Annotated in this window: 16 protein-coding genes; 9 read left to right on the plus strand and 7 right to left on the minus strand. The window is 61.8% G+C overall.

What is annotated here, in order from left to right; translation table 11 throughout:
* Nucleotides 1–153 precede the first annotated feature (153 nt).
* Entirely contained in the window at nucleotides 154–1,797 is a 1,644-nt protein-coding gene (locus E0L37_RS08340) for an acetolactate synthase large subunit (RefSeq protein WP_097057798.1), read from the plus strand.
* 42 nt (nucleotides 1,798–1,839) lie between these two features.
* On the opposite strand, the gene E0L37_RS08345 is transcribed toward E0L37_RS08340, so the two are convergent.
* Complete coding sequence (locus E0L37_RS08345) at nucleotides 1,840–2,784, minus strand: SMP-30/gluconolactonase/LRE family protein (RefSeq protein WP_133491296.1); 945 nt, start codon at nucleotides 2,782–2,784, stop codon at nucleotides 1,840–1,842.
* A gap of 69 nt (nucleotides 2,785–2,853) precedes the next feature.
* Here E0L37_RS08345 and E0L37_RS08350 point away from each other — a divergent pair, with 69 nt between their 5' ends.
* The 3 genes from E0L37_RS08350 (at nucleotide 2,854) to E0L37_RS08360 (ending at nucleotide 6,318) form a co-directional block, all read left to right on the plus strand.
* Nucleotides 2,854–3,660 (plus strand): endo alpha-1,4 polygalactosaminidase, encoded by an 807-nt coding sequence (locus E0L37_RS08350; RefSeq protein ID WP_133491297.1) that lies wholly within the window; start codon nucleotides 2,854–2,856, stop codon nucleotides 3,658–3,660.
* Between the two features lie 153 nt (nucleotides 3,661–3,813).
* Nucleotides 3,814–4,308 carry a DinB family protein gene (locus E0L37_RS08355; RefSeq protein WP_133491298.1) on the plus strand — a complete coding sequence of 165 codons (495 nt, stop codon included), beginning with the start codon at nucleotides 3,814–3,816 and terminating at the stop codon, nucleotides 4,306–4,308.
* A 51-nt stretch (nucleotides 4,309–4,359) separates the two neighbouring features.
* Nucleotides 4,360–6,318: a monovalent cation:proton antiporter family protein gene (locus tag E0L37_RS08360; protein ID WP_133491299.1), complete on the plus strand. Its 1,959-nt coding sequence runs from the start codon at nucleotides 4,360–4,362 to the stop codon at nucleotides 6,316–6,318.
* Nucleotides 6,319–6,348: 30 nt separating this feature from the next.
* Here E0L37_RS08360 and E0L37_RS08365 read toward each other — a convergent pair whose 3' ends face one another.
* The gene (locus E0L37_RS08365) at nucleotides 6,349–7,356 is read right to left on the minus strand and encodes an AraC family transcriptional regulator (protein ID WP_133491300.1); all 1,008 of its coding nucleotides are present in this window, start codon (nucleotides 7,354–7,356) and stop codon (nucleotides 6,349–6,351) included.
* Entirely contained in the window at nucleotides 7,353–7,589 is a 237-nt protein-coding gene (locus E0L37_RS08370; RefSeq protein WP_133491301.1) for a hypothetical protein, read from the minus strand. Before E0L37_RS08370 ends, E0L37_RS08365 begins: the two co-directional genes overlap by 4 nt.
* A 229-nt stretch (nucleotides 7,590–7,818) precedes the next feature.
* On the opposite strand from E0L37_RS08370, the gene E0L37_RS08375 reads away from it, so the two are divergent.
* The gene (locus E0L37_RS08375; RefSeq protein ID WP_133491302.1) at nucleotides 7,819–8,712 is read left to right on the plus strand and encodes a sterol desaturase family protein; all 894 of its coding nucleotides are present in this window, start codon (nucleotides 7,819–7,821) and stop codon (nucleotides 8,710–8,712) included.
* Here E0L37_RS08375 and E0L37_RS08380 read toward each other — a convergent pair.
* From E0L37_RS08380 to E0L37_RS08390, 3 genes are all read right to left on the minus strand, one after another.
* Nucleotides 8,690–10,024, minus strand: a complete 1,335-nt coding sequence (locus E0L37_RS08380; protein ID WP_133491303.1) for a TRAP transporter large permease — start codon at nucleotides 10,022–10,024, stop codon at nucleotides 8,690–8,692. The two genes, E0L37_RS08375 and E0L37_RS08380, sit on opposite strands and share 23 nt — an antisense overlap.
* A complete protein-coding gene (locus E0L37_RS08385) occupies nucleotides 10,021–10,512 on the minus strand; it encodes a TRAP transporter small permease (RefSeq protein ID WP_133491304.1) in 492 nt (163 codons plus the stop codon). The genes E0L37_RS08380 and E0L37_RS08385 overlap by 4 nt, the downstream gene beginning before the upstream one ends.
* A 63-nt stretch (nucleotides 10,513–10,575) precedes the next feature.
* Entirely contained in the window at nucleotides 10,576–11,625 is a 1,050-nt protein-coding gene (locus E0L37_RS08390; protein WP_133491305.1) for a TRAP transporter substrate-binding protein, read from the minus strand.
* A gap of 609 nt (nucleotides 11,626–12,234) precedes the next feature.
* On the opposite strand from E0L37_RS08390, the gene E0L37_RS08395 reads away from it, so the two are divergent.
* Nucleotides 12,235–14,136, plus strand: coding sequence for an FAD-binding monooxygenase (locus E0L37_RS08395; protein ID WP_133491306.1), 1,902 nt, complete (start codon nucleotides 12,235–12,237; stop codon nucleotides 14,134–14,136).
* 10 nt (nucleotides 14,137–14,146) lie between these two features.
* On the opposite strand, the gene hpaA is transcribed toward E0L37_RS08395, so the two are convergent.
* Nucleotides 14,147–15,046, minus strand: a complete 900-nt coding sequence (gene hpaA, locus E0L37_RS08400) for a 4-hydroxyphenylacetate catabolism regulatory protein HpaA (protein WP_133491307.1) — start codon at nucleotides 15,044–15,046, stop codon at nucleotides 14,147–14,149.
* Between the two features lie 120 nt (nucleotides 15,047–15,166).
* Here hpaA and E0L37_RS08405 point away from each other — a divergent pair, with 120 nt between their 5' ends.
* Genes E0L37_RS08405 through hpaE form a run of 3 tightly spaced genes read left to right on the plus strand, consistent with a single transcriptional unit; the run spans nucleotide 15,167 to nucleotide 18,174 of the window.
* Complete coding sequence (locus tag E0L37_RS08405; RefSeq protein WP_133491308.1) at nucleotides 15,167–15,940, plus strand: fumarylacetoacetate hydrolase family protein; 774 nt, start codon at nucleotides 15,167–15,169, stop codon at nucleotides 15,938–15,940.
* Nucleotides 15,940–16,710 carry a fumarylacetoacetate hydrolase family protein gene (locus E0L37_RS08410; RefSeq protein WP_133491309.1) on the plus strand — a complete coding sequence of 257 codons (771 nt, stop codon included), beginning with the start codon at nucleotides 15,940–15,942 and terminating at the stop codon, nucleotides 16,708–16,710. Before E0L37_RS08405 ends, E0L37_RS08410 begins: the two co-directional genes overlap by 1 nt.
* Nucleotides 16,711–16,713: 3 nt before the next feature.
* Nucleotides 16,714–18,174, plus strand: a complete 1,461-nt coding sequence (gene hpaE, locus E0L37_RS08415; protein ID WP_133491310.1) for a 5-carboxymethyl-2-hydroxymuconate semialdehyde dehydrogenase — start codon at nucleotides 16,714–16,716, stop codon at nucleotides 18,172–18,174.
* Nucleotides 18,175–18,208 lie beyond the last annotated feature (34 nt).

Consider the following 18,208-nt stretch of genomic DNA (forward strand, 5'->3'; position numbering starts at 1 on the left):
CGCGCAACCGCGCGCCCAAGGCGTTATAGTGAGTGACGGCGCTGACCGGAAGGTCGCGCCGTCTTTTTACATATTGCCGCACTGCTGTTCATGTAAGAGTTGCTGCATATGTTGCCGCATATCGAGAGTTGCTGCGTTAGGGAGCCCCTGTTCATGAAAGCGTCGGATCTCTTTGTCCGTGCCCTGGAAGCCGAAGGCGTCGAATATCTGTTCGCCATCCCCGGGGAAGAGAATCTGGATTTGTTGGAGTCCCTGCGGGGGTCCAAGAAAATCAACCTGGTCATTACCCGTCACGAGCAAGCCGCCGGTTTCATGGCCGCCACCTACGGCCGCCTCACCGGTAAGGCCGGCGTCTGTCTGTCCACCCTGGGGCCCGGCGCCACCAACCTGGTTACCGCCGCCGCCTACGCCCAGCTCGGCGCCATGCCGATGGTGATGATCACCGGCCAGAAGCCGATCAAGTCCAGCAAACAAGGTCAGTTCCAGATCATCGACGTGGTCGACATGATGCGTCCGCTGACCAAGTTCACCAAGCAGGTGGTCAGCGGCGATACCATTCCCGCCCGCATCCGTGAGGCGTTCCGTCTATCCCAGGAGGAACGTCCCGGCGCCACCCACCTGGAATTACCGGAAGACATCGCCCGCGAACATTCCACCATGCCGGTATTGGAGCCGAGTCTGACGCGCCGGCCCATCGCCGAGGACAAGGCCATCTGCCGCGCCGTGGAAGCGATCCAGAACGCGCGCAAACCGCTGATCCTGGTGGGTGCCGGCGGCAACCGCAAACTGACCAGCAAGATGCTGCGGCAGTTCATCGACAAGTTGGGCATTCCCGTGGTCACCACGCAGATGGGCAAAGGCGTGGTGGACGAAACCGGCCCGCACTTCCTCGGCAATACCGCGCTGTCCGATGGCGATTTCGTGCACCGCGCCATCAGCGCCGCCGACCTGATCATCAACATCGGCCATGACGTGGTGGAAAAGCCGCCGTTCTTCATGCGTCCCGGCGGACCGGAAGTGGTGCACATCAACTTCAACTCCGCCCAGGTGGATCCGGTCTACTTCCCTCAGATCGAAGTGGTCGGCGACATCGCCAACAGCCTGTGGCAGCTCAAGGAGCGTCTCGACCCGCAGGAGCACTGGAGCTTCGCCGATTTTCACCGGGTGCGCGATGCGCTGCAGAAGCACATCAACGAAGGAGCCCGCGACGATCGTTTCCCGATGTTGCCCCAGCGGCTGGTGCACGAGGTGCGCAAGGTGATGCCCGACGACGGTGTCATCGCCCTGGACAACGGCATGTACAAAATCTGGTTCGCCCGCAACTACCCGGCAACCCATCCCAACACGGTCCTGCTGGACAACGCCCTGGCCAGCATGGGCGCCGGCCTGCCCTCGGCGATGGCGGCCAAGATGGTTCATCCCAACCGGCGGGTCCTGTCGGTCTGCGGTGACGGCGGCTTCATGATGAACTCCCAGGAGTTGGAAACCGCGGTGCGCATGGGGCTGGATCTGGTGGTACTGATTCTGCGCGACGACGGCTACGGCATGATCAAGTGGAAACAGAGCCAGATGGACTTCCACGACTTCGGTCTGGATTTCCGCAATCCGGATTTCGTCGCCTACGCCAAGGCCTATGGCGCCGAAGGGCACCGGGTGGAAAGCAGCGATCAACTGGTTCCCCTGGTGGAGAGCTGCTTCGAGGCCGGCGGTGTTCACGTCATCGACCTGCCGGTGGATTACTCCATGAACGACCGCATTCTCAATCAGGAAATCCGTGAGCTGAGCAGCAAGGTCTGAGCCGCTGACACCGTTCCCGCCTGACGGGAACGGTGTACTCCCCTACCGCAAGTATTGCAGCCGCACCCAGTCGGCTCCGGGACGCGGGACCCGGAATGATTCCACCAGTCCCCTCTTATCCACGGTCACGAACATCCTCCGCCCGTCCTCGCCGCCGAAGGTCAGGTTAGTCGGGTACGCTCCTTTGAGCCTTACTGTCCGCCGCACCTCTCCAGACGGCGCCACCACCGCGATCTCGCCTGCGCCATACCGCGCCACATACAGATTGCCATCCACATCCGCGCGCAGCCCATCGAGCTTGTGCCGTGGAAATTCCACCAGCACGCGACCACCATCCAGCGCGCCACCGTCCCCAACCTCGAAGACACGGATACGACGCTGCACCGTCTCGGCCACATAGAGCCACCGGCCGTCCGGGCTCAACGTCAGGCCATTGGTGGTGCCCAGATGATCGGCGGCGACACGCGCCTGACCGGCGGGGCTCACATACCAAACCCGGCCCGTGCCATTGTTCCAGTCCGGATCGCTGGCGTAGATGCCCCCATCGGCGGCGATGGTCAGATCATTGGGTTGATGCATGCGTGGCTCGTGAACCCAGACGCTGACGCTGCCGTCATCCAGGTCGATGCGCAACAGATTGTGGCCGCGATGATCGGCGGCATAAAGGAAACCATCGGGGCCAAACCGCAAACCACTGGCCACGCTGCCCCTCGGCAACACCAGCAACAGGCCGGCCTGGAACTGTCCGCTTATCACCCCCAGGGTCCCCGGCCGCTGGTAGTTGACCACCAGCAAACGGCCGTCCGGCGCCACCGCCGGCCCTTCAATACCGCGCGGGAAAGTGCCCTCCGCCACCCAGTCCCTCGACGCCGGCTCCATCGCTCCGACAGGCGCGCACAGCCACAGCAGCGCGACGGCAACACCTGGCCAGAGACACCCTGTGTCCCGGTGGCCACGCCCCTTTATCCCGGTCGCATGATCGCTCATCGAAAACCTCTAACGATTGATTCGATCCGCATTGTATGCTTGTTTAAATCCCGGCACATGGACACCATCATGTCTACTTTCCTGTCTCTTCCCGAGCTTCTGTCGACATTGCTGGGCACCGCCGCGCTCGTCCAGCCGGCTCTTGCCAACGGCGGCTGGTACCAGCCCGCCATGGACGTAAACTGGCAGGTACAGCTCCAGGGCACACCGGACACCCACTACGACATGGAGCTCTACGTGCTCGACCTGTTTGACACCGAACAAAGCGTGATTGGCGGCCTGCATGCCCAGGGCGCTAAAATGATCTGCTACTTTTCCGCCGGCACTTTCGAAAACTGGCGGGACGACGCCGGGCGTTTCCTGCCCGGTGACAAAGGCCGACGGCTGGGCAACTGGCCCGGCGAACGCTGGCTCGATATCCGCTCACAGAATGTCCGTGAGATCATGGCCGACCGACTCGATCTGGCGGTGGAAAAAGGCTGCGACGGTGTCGACCCGGATAACGTGGACGGCTATTCCAACCACACTGGCCTGCCGCTGACCTACCAGAATCAGCTTGACTACAATATCTGGCTTGCCGGTGAAGCCCACCAACGGGGATTGGCGGTCTCACTAAAGAATGACCTGGGCCAGATCCAGGATCTGGTGGCGCATTTCGATTTCGCCATCAACGAATCCTGTCATGAATGGGACGAATGCGAGTTACTGACACCATTCACTCAGGCCGGTAAACCCGTACTGCACATCGACTATTTGTACGCCAACGATCCGGTCGGTCGCGACCAACTGTGCCTGTACACTCAGGGGCTCGGATTCCGCACACTTACACTGCCGGAACTACTGGATGGCAGCTTCCGATTAAGTTGTAATCCGTGACCTCATGAGCCCTCACGTAGACTTTGAAGACACCCCCCGGGGTGTCTCTTTTCTGATCGCCGTGCCACGCCAGTTCACAGCCCACGAAATTTGGCAAGCCCCGGATTACCTGCCAACATGCCAGCCTGAACGGCCCAAACCCGGGAGGTTGTGATGTGGTTATCGCACTACTCGACACTGGCACTCTATAACCGGTGGCAGAATCGGCAACACTACCAACTTTGCGCCGAACTGGACGACACTCAACGCAAAGCGGACCGGGGCCTGTTCTTTCACTCCATCCACGGCACGCTCAACCATCTTCTGCTCGCCGACCGGCTGTGGCTGGGTCGGTTCCTGGACCGCCCCTTCCCTATCCTGGGGCTGGACCAGGAGCTGTATGAGGATTTTGATCAATTACGACGGGAACGGGAAAGCACCGATCAGATCATCCTCGACTATATCGCCGAGCTTAAGAGAACCCGTCTGGACGATGACCTAAGCTATGTCTCGGCTTCCACCGGCCAATTACGCAGCTACCCTTTGCGGCTGTGTCTGACGCATTTTTTCAATCACCAGACCCACCATCGCGGCCAGCTCACCACCGCCTATAGCCAACTGGGCCATGACGTCGGTGTCACGGATTTGATCTTCATGCCCTCTCCATGACACCAACCGCGCTACTCTGATCCTCAAGCGGTGGTACCCATAGGACCTGCCATGCCCGATGCCCTGACTCTTGTCGTAATTCTACTCGCTACCGCGGTGTTCGCGGTGGTACTGTTCCGGCGGCTGCATCTGCCCCCGATCCTGGCCTACCTGGGCGCCGGTGTCCTAGCGGGTCCGGGGGGCCTCGGCTGGGTCGACGACACCTCCGGCATGCAGCATCTGGCCGAGTTCGGCATTGTCTTTCTGTTATTTTCCCTGGGACTGGAATTCTCCATCCCCCGTCTGCTCGCTCTGCGTCGCGTGGTGTTCGGCGCCGGGCCGCTGCAAGTGCTGCTGACCGGCCTGCCGGTATCGTTGATCATGTGGTTGCTGGATTTTCCGCTGGCCATCGCTCTGATCGCGGGCGGCGCCTTCGCACTGTCCTCCACCGCCATCGTGATCCGCGATCTGATCGCCCGGGGCGCGGTCAACACCGGCTATGGCCGTGCCAGCACCGGCATTCTGCTGTTCCAGGATCTGGCGGCGGTGATCATGCTGGTGCTGTTGCCGGTACTGGCGCATCCGGAAATCGGTGACCCGCTCATTACCGCCGGGACCACACTGGGCAAGGCCCTGCTACTGTTCTTCGGCATCTATGTGATCGGCAAGTGGGTAATGCCCCGCGCCCTGGAAGAAACCGGCCGCGCCCGCTCCGATGAGGTGTTCGTGATGACGGCCCTGCTGCTGGCGCTGCTGGCCGCCTGGGTCACGCACGCCCTTGGCCTGTCCATGGCGCTGGGTGCTTTTCTCGCCGGCATGATGCTTGGCGAAAGCCATTTCCGACATCAGATCGAAGCCGACATCCGTCCGTTCCGGGATTTGCTGCTCGGCCTGTTTTTCATGGGCGTGGGCATGCTGGTATCGCCCCAGTTGTTCGCCAAACACTGGCACTGGATCCTGCTCGGCGCCGTCGCGCTGATGGTATTCAAGTCAGCGCTGGTGTCGGCACTGTTGAAGGTACTCGGAGAACGCAAGGAAACCGCCCTGCGCGGCGGCATCATGCTGGCCCAGGGGGGAGAGTTCGGTTTCGTGCTGGTAACCCTGGCGGTCTCGCACGGCTTAATGAACAGTGAACAGGCCGGCGTGCTGGTTTCCATTACCGTGCTGACCATGGCCGCCACCCCGGCACTGTTGGAACACAGCCACTCCCTCACCCGCCTGCTGCTTCGCCGCTGGGAACAGGAACCGGATACGCCGGCGGTGGACGAGCACACCAGCGGGCATGTATTGCTGTGCGGTTATGGCCGCGTCGGTCAGAACCTGATGCGTTATCTGAACCGGTTCCATCATCAGGCGGTGGCCATCGACACCGACCTGGTACGAATTCAGGAAGCCAGCCAGGCCGGTGAGCGCATCATTTTTGGCGACGCCACCCGCAAGGAGATCCTGGAACGAGCCGGTATTCACCGCGCCAGCCTGTTGGTGGTGACCTTCGACGATGCCCGCCAGGCGGAACGTATTCTGCACACCGCCCAGCAATTATGTCCGGACTTGCGCGTTCTGGTACGCACCCGTGACGACACCCATCTGGACGAGTTACTCCAGGCCGGCGCCGCCGAAGTGGTGCCGGAAGTGCTGGAAGCGTCACTGATGCTGGTGGCCCATGCCCTGATGATGCTGGATACGCCGTTCGGCAAAGTGCTGGCCATGCTGCGTCAGAGTCGCCGCGAACGCTACAAGCTGCTGCGCGGTTACTATCATGGCGAGTCGCTGCCCACCAGTGACAGCGCCGGCAATCCCTATCGGCTTCTGCACGCGGTCACCCTCGACGGGCAGGCGGCCTGTATCGGCAAGGCCCTGGGCGATCTGGATCTGCCCGCCCGCAAGGTGGAAGTGCAGGCCCTGCGCCGACAAGAGCAGACCATCCATCATCCGGACGCGGATCAGACGCTGATGGCCGGTGACATTCTTATCCTTTATGGCCCCCTGGAAGCGGTGGAAGCCACCGAGGAGAGACTGTTGGGCGGCTGAGGGCAAACGAGCCAGTGGGGAGTATCCAGGCTAGTGCTCACGGCGCCAGCGCTTGGGGCCGACACCGCTCCATTGACGAAAGGCCCGGGTAAAGGCGCTGTGTTCAGAGTAGCCGAGCAGCGCCGCCACTTCCGTCAGTTCCAGACGACCGTCCGCCAGGTACTCCCGGGCCATCTGATAACGCACTCGTTGCAACAAGGGCTGGAACGCCTCGCCTTGTTCCGCCAAACGGCGCTGCATGGTACGCGCGCTGACATGATGGTGTTCCGCCAGGGCGTCCAGTGTCGGCCGCCCTTCGCGCATCAAACGCACCAGGTCCGCGTCGTAGAGCGACCCGGCGCGCGGCTGACGGTCCAGCAACGACTGCGCCTGCCGATCCAGGATATCCACCAGACCCGGGTCCGGGGCCCCCAGGGGCAGCGCCAGATAACTCAGCGGTATCCGCAACACCGTCCGCGCGCAATCGAAACGTACCTCGGCGCCGAAAAACGCCTGATAGGGCGCCAGGTCCGCCGGCGGGGGATTGACGAAATGCACCGCCTCCACCGGCAGTTCCCGACCCGACAAATTGCGAATGAACTGCACCACCGCCGCCACGCCGGTTTCATCCACCAGCGCGCCAGGGCGGCCACGCTCCACTCCCCAGCGCACTTCCAGACTATCGCCCAGGATGGCCACGCGGGCCGGATTCACGTCATACACCAAGCGGTGATAGCGCTCCAGCCGCGCCAGGGCTTCACCCAGGGTGCCGCAGTGGGACACCACATAGCCGAGTACGTCGAAATGCCGCGCGGTGATAGTGCGCGCCACCGCCAACCCCAGGGCCGGCTGGTTCAGGTGCTCGCTGGCAATCTCCAGGCAACGCCGCCAGAACGCCAACGGTACTTTCTCCAGACCATCCTCGGCCAGCACCGTCGGTGCCCCCAGAAGAGCTTCAGCCTCTACCCCCTGGCTTTCCAGATAATCGTACAGCAACCGCGCGTAGGCGGCGGCCACGTAATTGTCAGTGGAGGCCATCACGGTTGTTTCATCGCTCATGCTGTCGGTGCCTGTGCTTCGAGATCATTACCCAGGACACGCCAATGTACCGTGGCCCACCACCATTGCTCCAGAAAGCAGCGCGAAAGACTCAGGTCCTGCATCGCCAGATCCACCGTGAGCCCCGTCACGGCACCGCCCACCACGCGTCGCCTCAAGGCGTCCTGGACCTGTTCGCAGGCGAACCGCGACGGCCCCGCCGAATCACCGCCGCGCGGCAGTTGCTGGCGCATTTGCTCGAACCAGGTCGCCGGTACAGCCAGCAGCTGGCGCTCATATACCCCATGCCCCTTCTCTCACCGGCGGCGTTTTCTCCCTCTGTCGTCATTTGTCAAAAAAGAGTCCGGTGGCGTCAAGCGCTTTTTGCGCCGCCAGGGAACAATGTCGAGGTCCGTCCATCTTTCCGGATCGTTCCGCCGGCGACCCTGGCCGTGGAAGCGACCGGATTTTCACGAGGTCCTCATGTTCGAGACACTACAACAACTGGACTGGCGCACCCTGGTATTACCGGCCATGGTGCCGGTATTCATCGCGGTGCTCCTGGCGGAGTGGATCCGTTTTCGTGGTCGCGGCCGCTTCCTGCTGCGCGACACTGTCGCCAGCATGGGCCTGGGGGCGCTGTACATGGTGTTCGATACGCTGGTCACCGTGACCCTGGTGGCGCTACTGTTCAACTGGGCCTACCAGCACCGGCTGTTCACCGTCACCATGACCCCGCTCACCGGAGCGCTGCTGTTCGTGCTTCTGGAGTTCTTTTATTACTGGTTTCACCGTGCCAGCCATCGCATCCGCTGGTTCTGGTCGGCTCATGTGGCGCACCATTCCAGCCGCTACATGAACTTCTCCACCGCCATGCGGCAAAGCGCCCTGTACAGTCTGGCCGGCAACTGGATTTTTTACATTCCGCTGGCGTTTCTCGGCTTCGAGCCGGTGTGGGTATTCTTCATGCTCACCGTGAATCTGGCCTATCAGTATTTCATTCATACCCAATGGGTTGGCAAACTGCCGCGCCCGGTCGAGTTCGTGTTCAACACGCCCAGCCACCACCGCGCCCACCATGGCCGCAATCCCGAATACATCGACCGCAACTACGGCGGCATCCTGATCCTTTATGACCGGCTGTTCGGTACTTTCGTGGAAGAGCGGGAAGCGGTGCCGGTGGAGTACGGCATTACCCGTCCGGTGGACAGTTTCAATCCGGTCACGTTGACGGTGCACGAGGCCCGCGACATGTTTCGCGATGCGCTGCGGCCCGGGCCATTAGGACAGCGTCTGAAGCATTTCTGGGCGCCACCGGAATGGCAGCGCCCGGAGCAGGAAGCGCGGGGCGGATTCAGCCGCTCCCCGGCAGATTGAGCAACAGCAGCGACAGGGCCGGAAACACTACCAGGATGGCGATGCGTATGACGTCCGCGCACAGGAACGGCACGATACCGCGACTCACCGTTCCCAAAGAGGTTTTGACGCTGTACTTCTGCACGATGAACAGGTTCATCCCCATGGGCGGCGTGATCAGACCGATCTCCACCACCATCAGGGCCAGGATGCCGAACCAGATCGATTTCTCGGTATAGGTCAGATCAAAGAATTCCAGGTTGACCACGATCGGGTAAAAGATCGGCACGGTGAGCAGGATCATGGACAGGGAGTCCATCACGCAGCCCAGCAGCAGGTAGAGGGCCAGGATCGAACACAGCACCACGAACGGCGCCAATCCACTGTCGGCGACCCAGGCCGCCAGTTCCGCCGGCATCTGGCTGAGCGCCAGGCCACTGTTAAGCAGGTCGGCGCCGACCACCACCAGGTAGATCATGGCGGTAGCCTCGGCGGTGCCGATCAGACTTTGATACAGCCCGTTCCAGCGCAAGCCCCCGCGCACCACCGCGAACAGGCCGCAGGCGGCGGCGCCGATGGACGCCGCCTCGGTGAGATTGGCCCATCCACCGTAGATGCCGAAGATCACCACGACGAAAATCAACAGCACCGGAGAGACCTCCAGCAACGCCCGCCACCGCTGCGTCCAGCCGGCCTTGTCCACCCGCGGCACCGACGCCATGGTCCGTACCGCCACCAGGCGGATCACCACCAGGTAACCGAACATCGCCACCAGACCAGGAATCACCGCCGCCATGAACAGCTTGGCGATGGACTCCTCGGTGAGCACGGCATAGATGATCAACGGCACCGACGGCGGGATCAGAATCCCCAGGGTGCCCGCCGCCGCCACCGTGCCGGCGGCCAGTTTCGACGGATAGTTGTGCTTCTCCAACTCTGGCAATGCCACCTGACTCATGGTGGCGGCGGTGGCCAGGGACGAACCGCAAATAGCACCGAAACCGGCGCAGGCACCGGCGGAGGACATCGCCAGACCACCGCGCCAATGACCGATAAAGGCCGCCGCCGCTTTGAACAGCGCGCGCGACAGACCACCGTGAATGGCGAATTGCCCCATCAACACAAATAACGGGATCACCGCCAGGTCGTAATTGGAAAAGCGGGCGTAAACCAGATTGTTGATGGTGAACAGCAGCGCCGTGGTGTCACCATGATTGACGATCAGATAGCAGGCCACGCCGCCCAGCAGCATGCCGACGCCCACGTGCACACGCAGCGCCAGAATCAGCAATACGCCGCCGAGCACCCACAGGCCGATTTCCATACCGCTCATGACGGCACCTGCAGCGATTTACCGGTCAGCGACCGCGCCGCCTGATACAGGGCGCAGGCGCACAACAGCGCCAGCCCAGGCAACATCAACATTTGCGGAATCCACAACGGCACCGCCAGCATGGTGGAGGTGGAGCCATACTTATGACTGTCCAGTGTCAGCAGCCCGGTGCGCCAGATCAGCAACGCCGCCACCAGCGCCAGCAACAGATGACTGCTCAACAACAACACGCGGTTCACCCACGCCGGCAACAGCCCGCCGATCAGATCCACACGAATGTGGTTATCGCGCAGCTCGCACAGCGGCATGAACGAGGCCACCGCCACGGCAATGGCCATTTCCAGAATTTCGATGTCACCGGGAATTGGCGCGGACCACAACTTGCGCCCCAGCAAGGAGACCAGCGACATGGCAATCACCGCCAGCACCACGGCACCGCCAAGCACGGCGACGGCAGTGCTGAGACGGCGCAATACCGTTTCAACCATGGGAAACCTCGGTCTTTATCAGAGTTGAAGGGCGGAACTGACAGGCGGCATTAATCGGCGGCGTTAGCGGGCGGCGTGCTCACGCACGATGTCCTGCAACCCCTGATACAGCGCCTGGCGGTCGATGCCGCCCTTGTCGGAGGCCACCCACTCATCGGTGACCCTCCGCGAGGCCTCACGCATGGACTGATAGGTGGCGTCATCCAGCGTCACGATCTCGTGGTCCGGATCGGCGGACAACTGCTCCACCACCTGATCGATGGTGACATCCCAGGCTTCCCCGAAACGGCGGGACAGCGCCTCTCCGCTAAGCCGGTCGACGATCGCGCGCAGATCGTCGGGCAGATTCTGATAGCGCTTTTTATTCATCAGCACCGCCAGCGTGGTCACCGTGGGCGTGGCCTGATCCGGCGCGGTCCGCATGTGGTAATGCGTGGTCTCATCCAGCTTGGTGGGCGGCACCACTTCCCACACCGCCAGGGCCCCGTCGATAACGCCCTTGGCCAGGGTGTCGGCGATCTGCGCCGGCGGCATACTCACCGGGGTGGCGCCCAGGGAAGTCAGCATCTCGGAAGCCAGCCGGGTGGATGCCCGCACCCGCAGTCCTTTCATGTCGGCCAGGGAAGCCACTTTACGGCGCGCGGTGTGCAAAGTACCACCGCCGTCGCTCTGAATCGCCAATACGTGGTAATCACGGAAATCATCCTTGGCGTAGCGCTGGTAGAACTCCCAGGCCACTTCACTGCCGTCAACACCGCCGGGAGGCATGACGAACGGCAGCTCCAGCGCCTCGCTGCGCGGGAAACGGCCGGCGGCATAACCAAGACCGGTCCAGACAATATCCACCACGCCGTTGCGCGCCATGTCGGCCAGTTGCGCCGGGGTGCCCCCCAATTGCATGGACGGATAAATCTGACATTCGATTCGGTTGCCGGACTGCTCAGCCAGATCCGCGCACCAGGGTTCCAATACGTTTTTCTGGGCGTTCGCCACCGCGGGAAGAAAATGCATGATACGTAAAGTGACTTTTTCTTTTTGTTCCGCCGCCTGGGTCTGGGCACTCACGGACAGCCATACGATCGCCAGCAGGGCCATGATTGTTTTGGAATTCATACACACCTCTCGGGTTGATACCCTGATTGTTATTCATCGAAATCCGTCCTTGCCATCGATTCCTTTCACTGGCCCGCTCGGATTCCATTAATGTATTAATGAATTTCTAACACCTCGTCCTGATCAGGTCAATGAAGGATTGGGAAAAACCGTCCATGCCTTTCTTTTGGCTCATTACGGTTTAGAGGGAAACGCGGTTGCCCTCCATCAAGGACTGCGGTCGACGTTGTCGGAACCCGGAACGCGGCGGTTCATTTCGAAGCGGGTCTGCACGGAGGCCTTCCGGGACCCTGTTTGACAGGGACGTCAAACCGGAAGTCTACAGGGATGTATTCACGGCGATCCCGGAAGGCCTCCGTGCAGACCCGCGCCCCGATGGAGAGACTCATTCCCGTTATTCCACGATAACCCTTTCTTCTGGTCACTCTCCGTCCCACACCCCATGAAAAGTGCAATTTTTTCTGCGGAAATCACCTGGGCTCACTTTTCCGGCTCGGCCAAGATGCGGAACGTCATACGCCGATAACAACAATCGCGGCGGGCCGGTTCAGTGTTCACGCACCTCTGTTCACGCACCTCTGGCCGGCCCGGAAAACAGGAGAAGTAACAGTGCAGTTCCACCATCACGGCTATGTATCCGATGACCCGAGAATCGAGGACGCGACCGGCACCGGGATCGATCGCCCCGACACCTTGCCGGACCAGGTCGACGTGCTGATTGTCGGCAGCGGACCGGCGGGCATGATCGCCGCCGCCCAGTTGGCGAAGTTTCCGAATATCACCACCCGTATCGTCGAACGCCGCCCCGGGCGCCTGCGGCTGGGCCAGGCCGACGGCATCCAGGCGCGCAGTGTGGAAACCTTCCAGGCGTTCGGCTTCGCCGAACGGATCACCGCCGAGGCCTACCGGATCACCGAGATGGCGTTCTGGACACCGGACCCGGACAACCCTTCCCACATTGTGCGCGCCTCGGTGGCTGCCGATGACGCCAGCGGCGAAATCAGCGAGTTTCCCCATCTCATCGTCAACCAGGCACGGGTACTCGACTATTTCGCCGAGTTCGCCCGCAACGCCCCCGCCCGCCTGACACCGGACTATGGACTGGAATTCCAGGATTTACGGATCGATCATGGCGAGGACTACCCGGTGACGGTGACGCTACGTCATGTTTGCGGCGATCAGGAAGGTCTGGAACGCACCGTGAAAGCCAGGTACGTGATCGGTTGCGATGGCGCCCACAGCCGCGTGCGCGAAGCCATCGGCCGCAAGCACATCGGCAAGGTCGCCAATCACGCCTGGGGCGTCATGGATGTTCTCGCCACCACCGATTTCCCGGATATCCGCACCAAGTGCGCGATCCAGTCCGCCTCCGGTGGCAGCATTCTGCACATTCCCCGCGAGGGCGGTCACCTGTTCCGCATGTACGTCGATCTCGGCGAAGTGGCCGGAGACGACAACCGCCGGGTACGCCAAACCACGCTGGACACCACCGTCGCCAAGGCCAACCGGATCCTCCATCCCTACACCCTGGAAGTGAAGGACTGCGCCTGGTACACCGTCTACGAAGTGGGCCACCGGGTAACCGACAAGTTCGATGACGTGCCCCCCGAGGCTACCGGCACCCGCGCGCCCCGCGTTTTCATCACTGGCGATGCCTGCCATACCCACAGCGCCAAGGCCGGCCAGGGCATGAATGTGTCCATGCAGGATGGTTGGAACATCGCCTGGAAACTGGGCCACGTGCTCTCCGGCATCGCCCCGGAATCGCTGCTGGAAACCTATTCCAGTGAGCGTCAGGTGGTGGCCCAGAACCTGATTGATTTCGATCGCGAATGGTCAAGCCTGATGGCCAAACCGGCCGAGCAATTCAGCGACCCACAGGAGCTGAAGGAGTTCTACGTCAAGACCGCCGAATTCCCGGCGGGCTTCATGACCGAATATCAACCCTCGATGATCACCGGCGGCAGGGCACACCAGCATCTGGCCACCGGCTTCCCGGTCGGCAAGCGATTCAAATCCGCCTCTGTCATACGGGTGTGTGATGGCAATGACGTTCACCTGGGGCATCACGCCACTGCCGACGGCCGCTGGCGGATCTATGTTTTCGCCGACCGGGCCGCTCCCGCCGAGCACTCCCCGTTGACCACCTTCGCCGACTGGATGCTGAACAGCGCCCGTTCCCCGGTGGTGAAATACACTCCGGCAGGAACCGATCTCGACAGTCTCTTCGATATCAAGGTGGTCTATCGGCGGCCCCATGGCGAAGTGGAGTTCGGCCCGATGATTCCGGCGTTGTTCACGCCAAAGGTCGGCCCGTTCCAATTGACGGACTACGAAAAGGTTTACGCCGTCGACCCGGAGCACGACATCTTCGAAGCCCGGGGTATTGCCCCGAAAGGCGCGGTGGTGGTGGTGCGGCCGGATCAGTACGTTTCCCTGGTGACCGCTCTGGACGCCACCGATGAACTGACCGCCTTCTTCGATGGGGCCATGTTGCGGCACGGCGGATGACAACCCGGACTCAGGGCGCCCGCTTGTCGGCCCGGTAGCGCCCCGGAGTCATGCCCGCTTCGCGGGTGAAAAAACGTGAGAAATAGGCGGGATCATTGAAGCCCAGCTGGTAGCCGATCTCGTTGATCGACGCGGTGGTGAAAATCAGCAACCGACGCGCCTCCTGTATCAGCCGGTCGAACACCAAGCGCTTGCTGGATTTGCCGGCGATACGCCGGCAAATCTGGTTGAGCCGATTCTCGGTGACGCCCAGTTCGTCGGCGTAACGGGTCAGAGTCCAGTGATGCGGGTAATGATCCTCGATCAGCATCTGGAAATGCTGAAACAGGGAGAGATCCTCATGACGTACCGGCTGTGGTGTCACGCGGTTACGCGCCAACCGAAACAGCTGAATGAAGATCAATTGCGCCAGGGCCCGCACCGCCTGGGGCTGTCCCGGCCGCGGCCGGTGGATTTCACCACGCAGCTCATCCAGCAGACGGTCGAGTCCCGCCATCGCCGGTTCCTGCGATGCCGGCAGTTGGGAGGCCGCCACGCACAGCGGCGCGATGTTACTGAAGTCGCCCAAATCACCGCTCTCTTCCAGCAGCGACCATACCAACTGTTGCTGCACGGTGAGCACATGGCCGTCGGCGCCCGTTTCGGTGACGAAGGCGTGGGTCACCGTGGGTGGCGTGAGGAAGAACATGGGCGCCGGCTGATGGTACTGATGCTCATCCAGGTACACCCGTACCACGCCGGACTTGACGTAATGCAGTTGGAAGAAACGGACATGGCGGTGCGCCGGCATGTTGCGTCCGAAAAAGTCCGCCATGGGGCCGAGCGCGTCGTAGTGAACCTCGGCATCGGCGTAACGTTTGTCGTACACCTGACCGATGTTGATGTTGGGTATGGGATCGGTTGTTGTCATCGTCCTGCCCACTGCCTGATACCGGCATCATTCACCGCTTTGACGGGTTCGGCAACGTCTTCTTGATTTCATTAATATATTAATGTAAACATTAACCTATTAACAAAACAAGGAGCCTTCATGCGGCACGCTAACGTGGAATATCAAGGGCTCGTCCGGACGGCCACCGCCGATCCGGACGGCCGCCTCATCGGCGACGACGGCGCGACGCTGGACGCCGCCGCGGTGCGCTGGCTGCCGGTCAGCGACGGCGCCCTGTTCGGTGTGGCGTTGAACTATCGGGGTTTGCTGGAAGCCCGACTGCCGGAGTTTCAGGCGTCGCCCTATGAGAAGCCGCCGGAGAACCCCGTGTTGTTCATCAAGACCCCGAATACGCGCAACGCTCACCAGGGCGCCGTGGTACTACCCCGGGGCGAGCGACTGCAGCCAGGCCCTGCCCTGGGCGTGGTGATTGGCCACCGCGCCAGTCGCGTCAGCGAGCAGGACGCCCTCGACCATGTCCGCGGCTTCACCGTGGTCAACGAGTTCAGCCTGCCGGAAGACAGCTATTACCGGCCGGCGATCAAAGCAAAATGCCGGGACGGTTTCTGCGCATTAGGCCCCTGGTGGGTAGACCGCGACGATATCGCCAACCCCCATGACCTGGCGCTGATCCTGACGGTTAACGGGGTCGAAAAGCAGCGCGGCAGTACCGCCGATCTGATTCGGCCCATTCCCCACCTGATCGCCGAGTTGAGCGAATTCATGACCTTGAACGAAGGCGACGTGCTGATCACCGGAACGCCGCCGGGCCGGGTGGATGTCCGCGAAGGGGATCAGGTGGACATCACCATCGAGGGCATCGGTACGCTCAGCAATACTATCGTCACCGACCATGGCGGAGAGGCAAAATAATGAGAAAAGCACGTATTCAGTACCAGGGCGACACGCTGACGGTCGCCGTGAATGACGACGGTTACCCACTGTTGGCGGACGGCACCGCACTGGATCCGGACCAGGTCATCTGGCTGCCTCCCGCCACCGGCACCATGTTCGCCCTCGGGCTGAACTACGCCGACCACGCCACTGAACTGTCCTTCGCGGCGGCGCCCAAAGAACCGCTGGTGTTCGTCAAGGCGCCCAATGCCTACACCGGCCATAACGGCCGCAGCTGGCGCCCGAACAATGTCGAGTACATGCATTACGAATGCGAGCTGGTGGCGGTAATCGGCAAGACCGCCCACAACGTGGCGCGCGCCGACGCCCTCGACCACGTGGCCGGTTACACCCTGTGCAACGACTACGCCATTCGCGATTACCTGGAAAACTACTACCGCCCCAATTTGCGGGTGAAAAATCGCGACGGCACCACCCCGGTGGGCCCGTGGATCGTCGACCGTGACGATGTGCCCGACCCCAATGACCTGCGCCTGCGCACCTACATCAACGGCGAGCTGCGCCAGGAAGGTACCACCGCCGACATGATTTTCGATGTCGCTTTCCTGATCGAGTATCTGTCCGGCTTCATGACCCTGTCTCCCGGCGACATGATCGCCACCGGCACCCCCAAGGGCATGGCCGACGTCCAGCCCGGTGATGTGGTGGACGTGGAGATAGAAGGGATCGGCAGGCTGCGCAACCACATGGTCAGCGAGAGCGACTTTTTCAGGAATACCGAGGAGTAACCCGTGATCAAGCATTGGATTAATGGCCAGCAGGTGGCCAGCGACGAGACCTTCGACAACATCAACCCCGCCACCGGCGAAGTGATCGGCCAGGTGGCCAGCGGTACCGAAAAGGAAGTCCATCAGGCGGTGGCCGCCGCCAAGGCCGCTTTTCCGGGCTGGGCCGCCACACCCGCGAAGGAACGGGCACGGTTGATGCGCCGGCTCGGGGAGTTGATCGATGAGAACGTACCGAAACTGGCGGAATTGGAGACTCTGGATACCGGCCTGCCGATTCACCAGACCAAAAACGTGCTGATTCCACGCGCGTCGCATAACTTCAACTTTTTCGCCGAGGTGTGCACCCGCATGAACGGGCACAGTTATCCGGTGGACGACCAGATGCTCAATTACACCCTGTACCAGCCGGTCGGGGTCTGCGCACTGGTATCGCCCTGGAATGTGCCGTTCATGACCGCCACCTGGAAGACCGCTCCCTGCCTGGCACTGGGCAACACCGCCGTGCTCAAGATGTCGGAACTCTCGCCGCTCACCGCCAACGAACTGGGCCGGCTGGCCAAGGAAGCCGGCCTGCCCGACGGCGTGTTCAACGTGATCCAGGGTTACGGTGCCAGCGCCGGCGATGCCCTGGTACGCCACCCGGACGTGCGCGCGGTGTCGTTCACCGGCGGCACCACCACCGGCCGCAAGATCATGCGCAACGGCGGCATGAAGAAATACTCCATGGAGCTGGGCGGCAAGTCACCGGTACTGGTATTCGAGGACGCGGATCTGGATCGGGCCCTGGACGCGGCGTTGTTCACCATTTTTTCTCTGAACGGCGAACGCTGCACCGCCGGCAGCCGTATTTTCATTCAGGAAAGTGTTTACGACCAGTTCGTGGAGACCTTTGCCGAGCGCGCCAAACGCCTGAAAGTGGGCGACCCCGCCGATCCGGAAACCCAGATAGGCTCGATGATCACCCGTCAGCATTACGAGAAGGTCACCGGCTATATTCGTCTGGGTATCGAGGAAGGCGCCAAATTAGTGGCCGGCGGCCTGGAGCGCCCGGCCGGGCTGCCGGAGCGGGTGGCCAACGGACAGTTCATTCAGCCCACGGTCTTCGCCGACGTGGATAATCGCATGCGCATCTGCCAGGAAGAAATCTTTGGCCCGGTGGTGTGTCTGGGTAAATTCAAGGACGAACGCGAAGCGCTGCGACTGGCCAACGACGTGGAGTACGGCCTGGCCTCCTATGTCTGGACCCGGGACGTCGGCAAGGCTCACCGGGTGGCCCGCGGCATCGAGGCCGGCATGGTGTTCATCAACAGCCAGAACGTGCGCGATCTGCGTCAACCGTTCGGCGGCATCAAACAATCCGGTACCGGCCGTGAAGGCGGTGAATACAGCTTCGAGGCCTTCACCGAAGTCAAGAACGTCTGCCTTTCCATGGGCAGTCACCACATTCCCCGCTGGGGCGTGTGAACGCCAGCTTAAGATTCAAGGGCGGAGCGCCAAT

This window comes from Alcanivorax sp. 24, assembly GCF_004360225.1.
Taxonomy (GTDB): Bacteria; Pseudomonadota; Gammaproteobacteria; order Pseudomonadales; family Alcanivoracaceae; genus Alloalcanivorax; species Alloalcanivorax xiamenensis.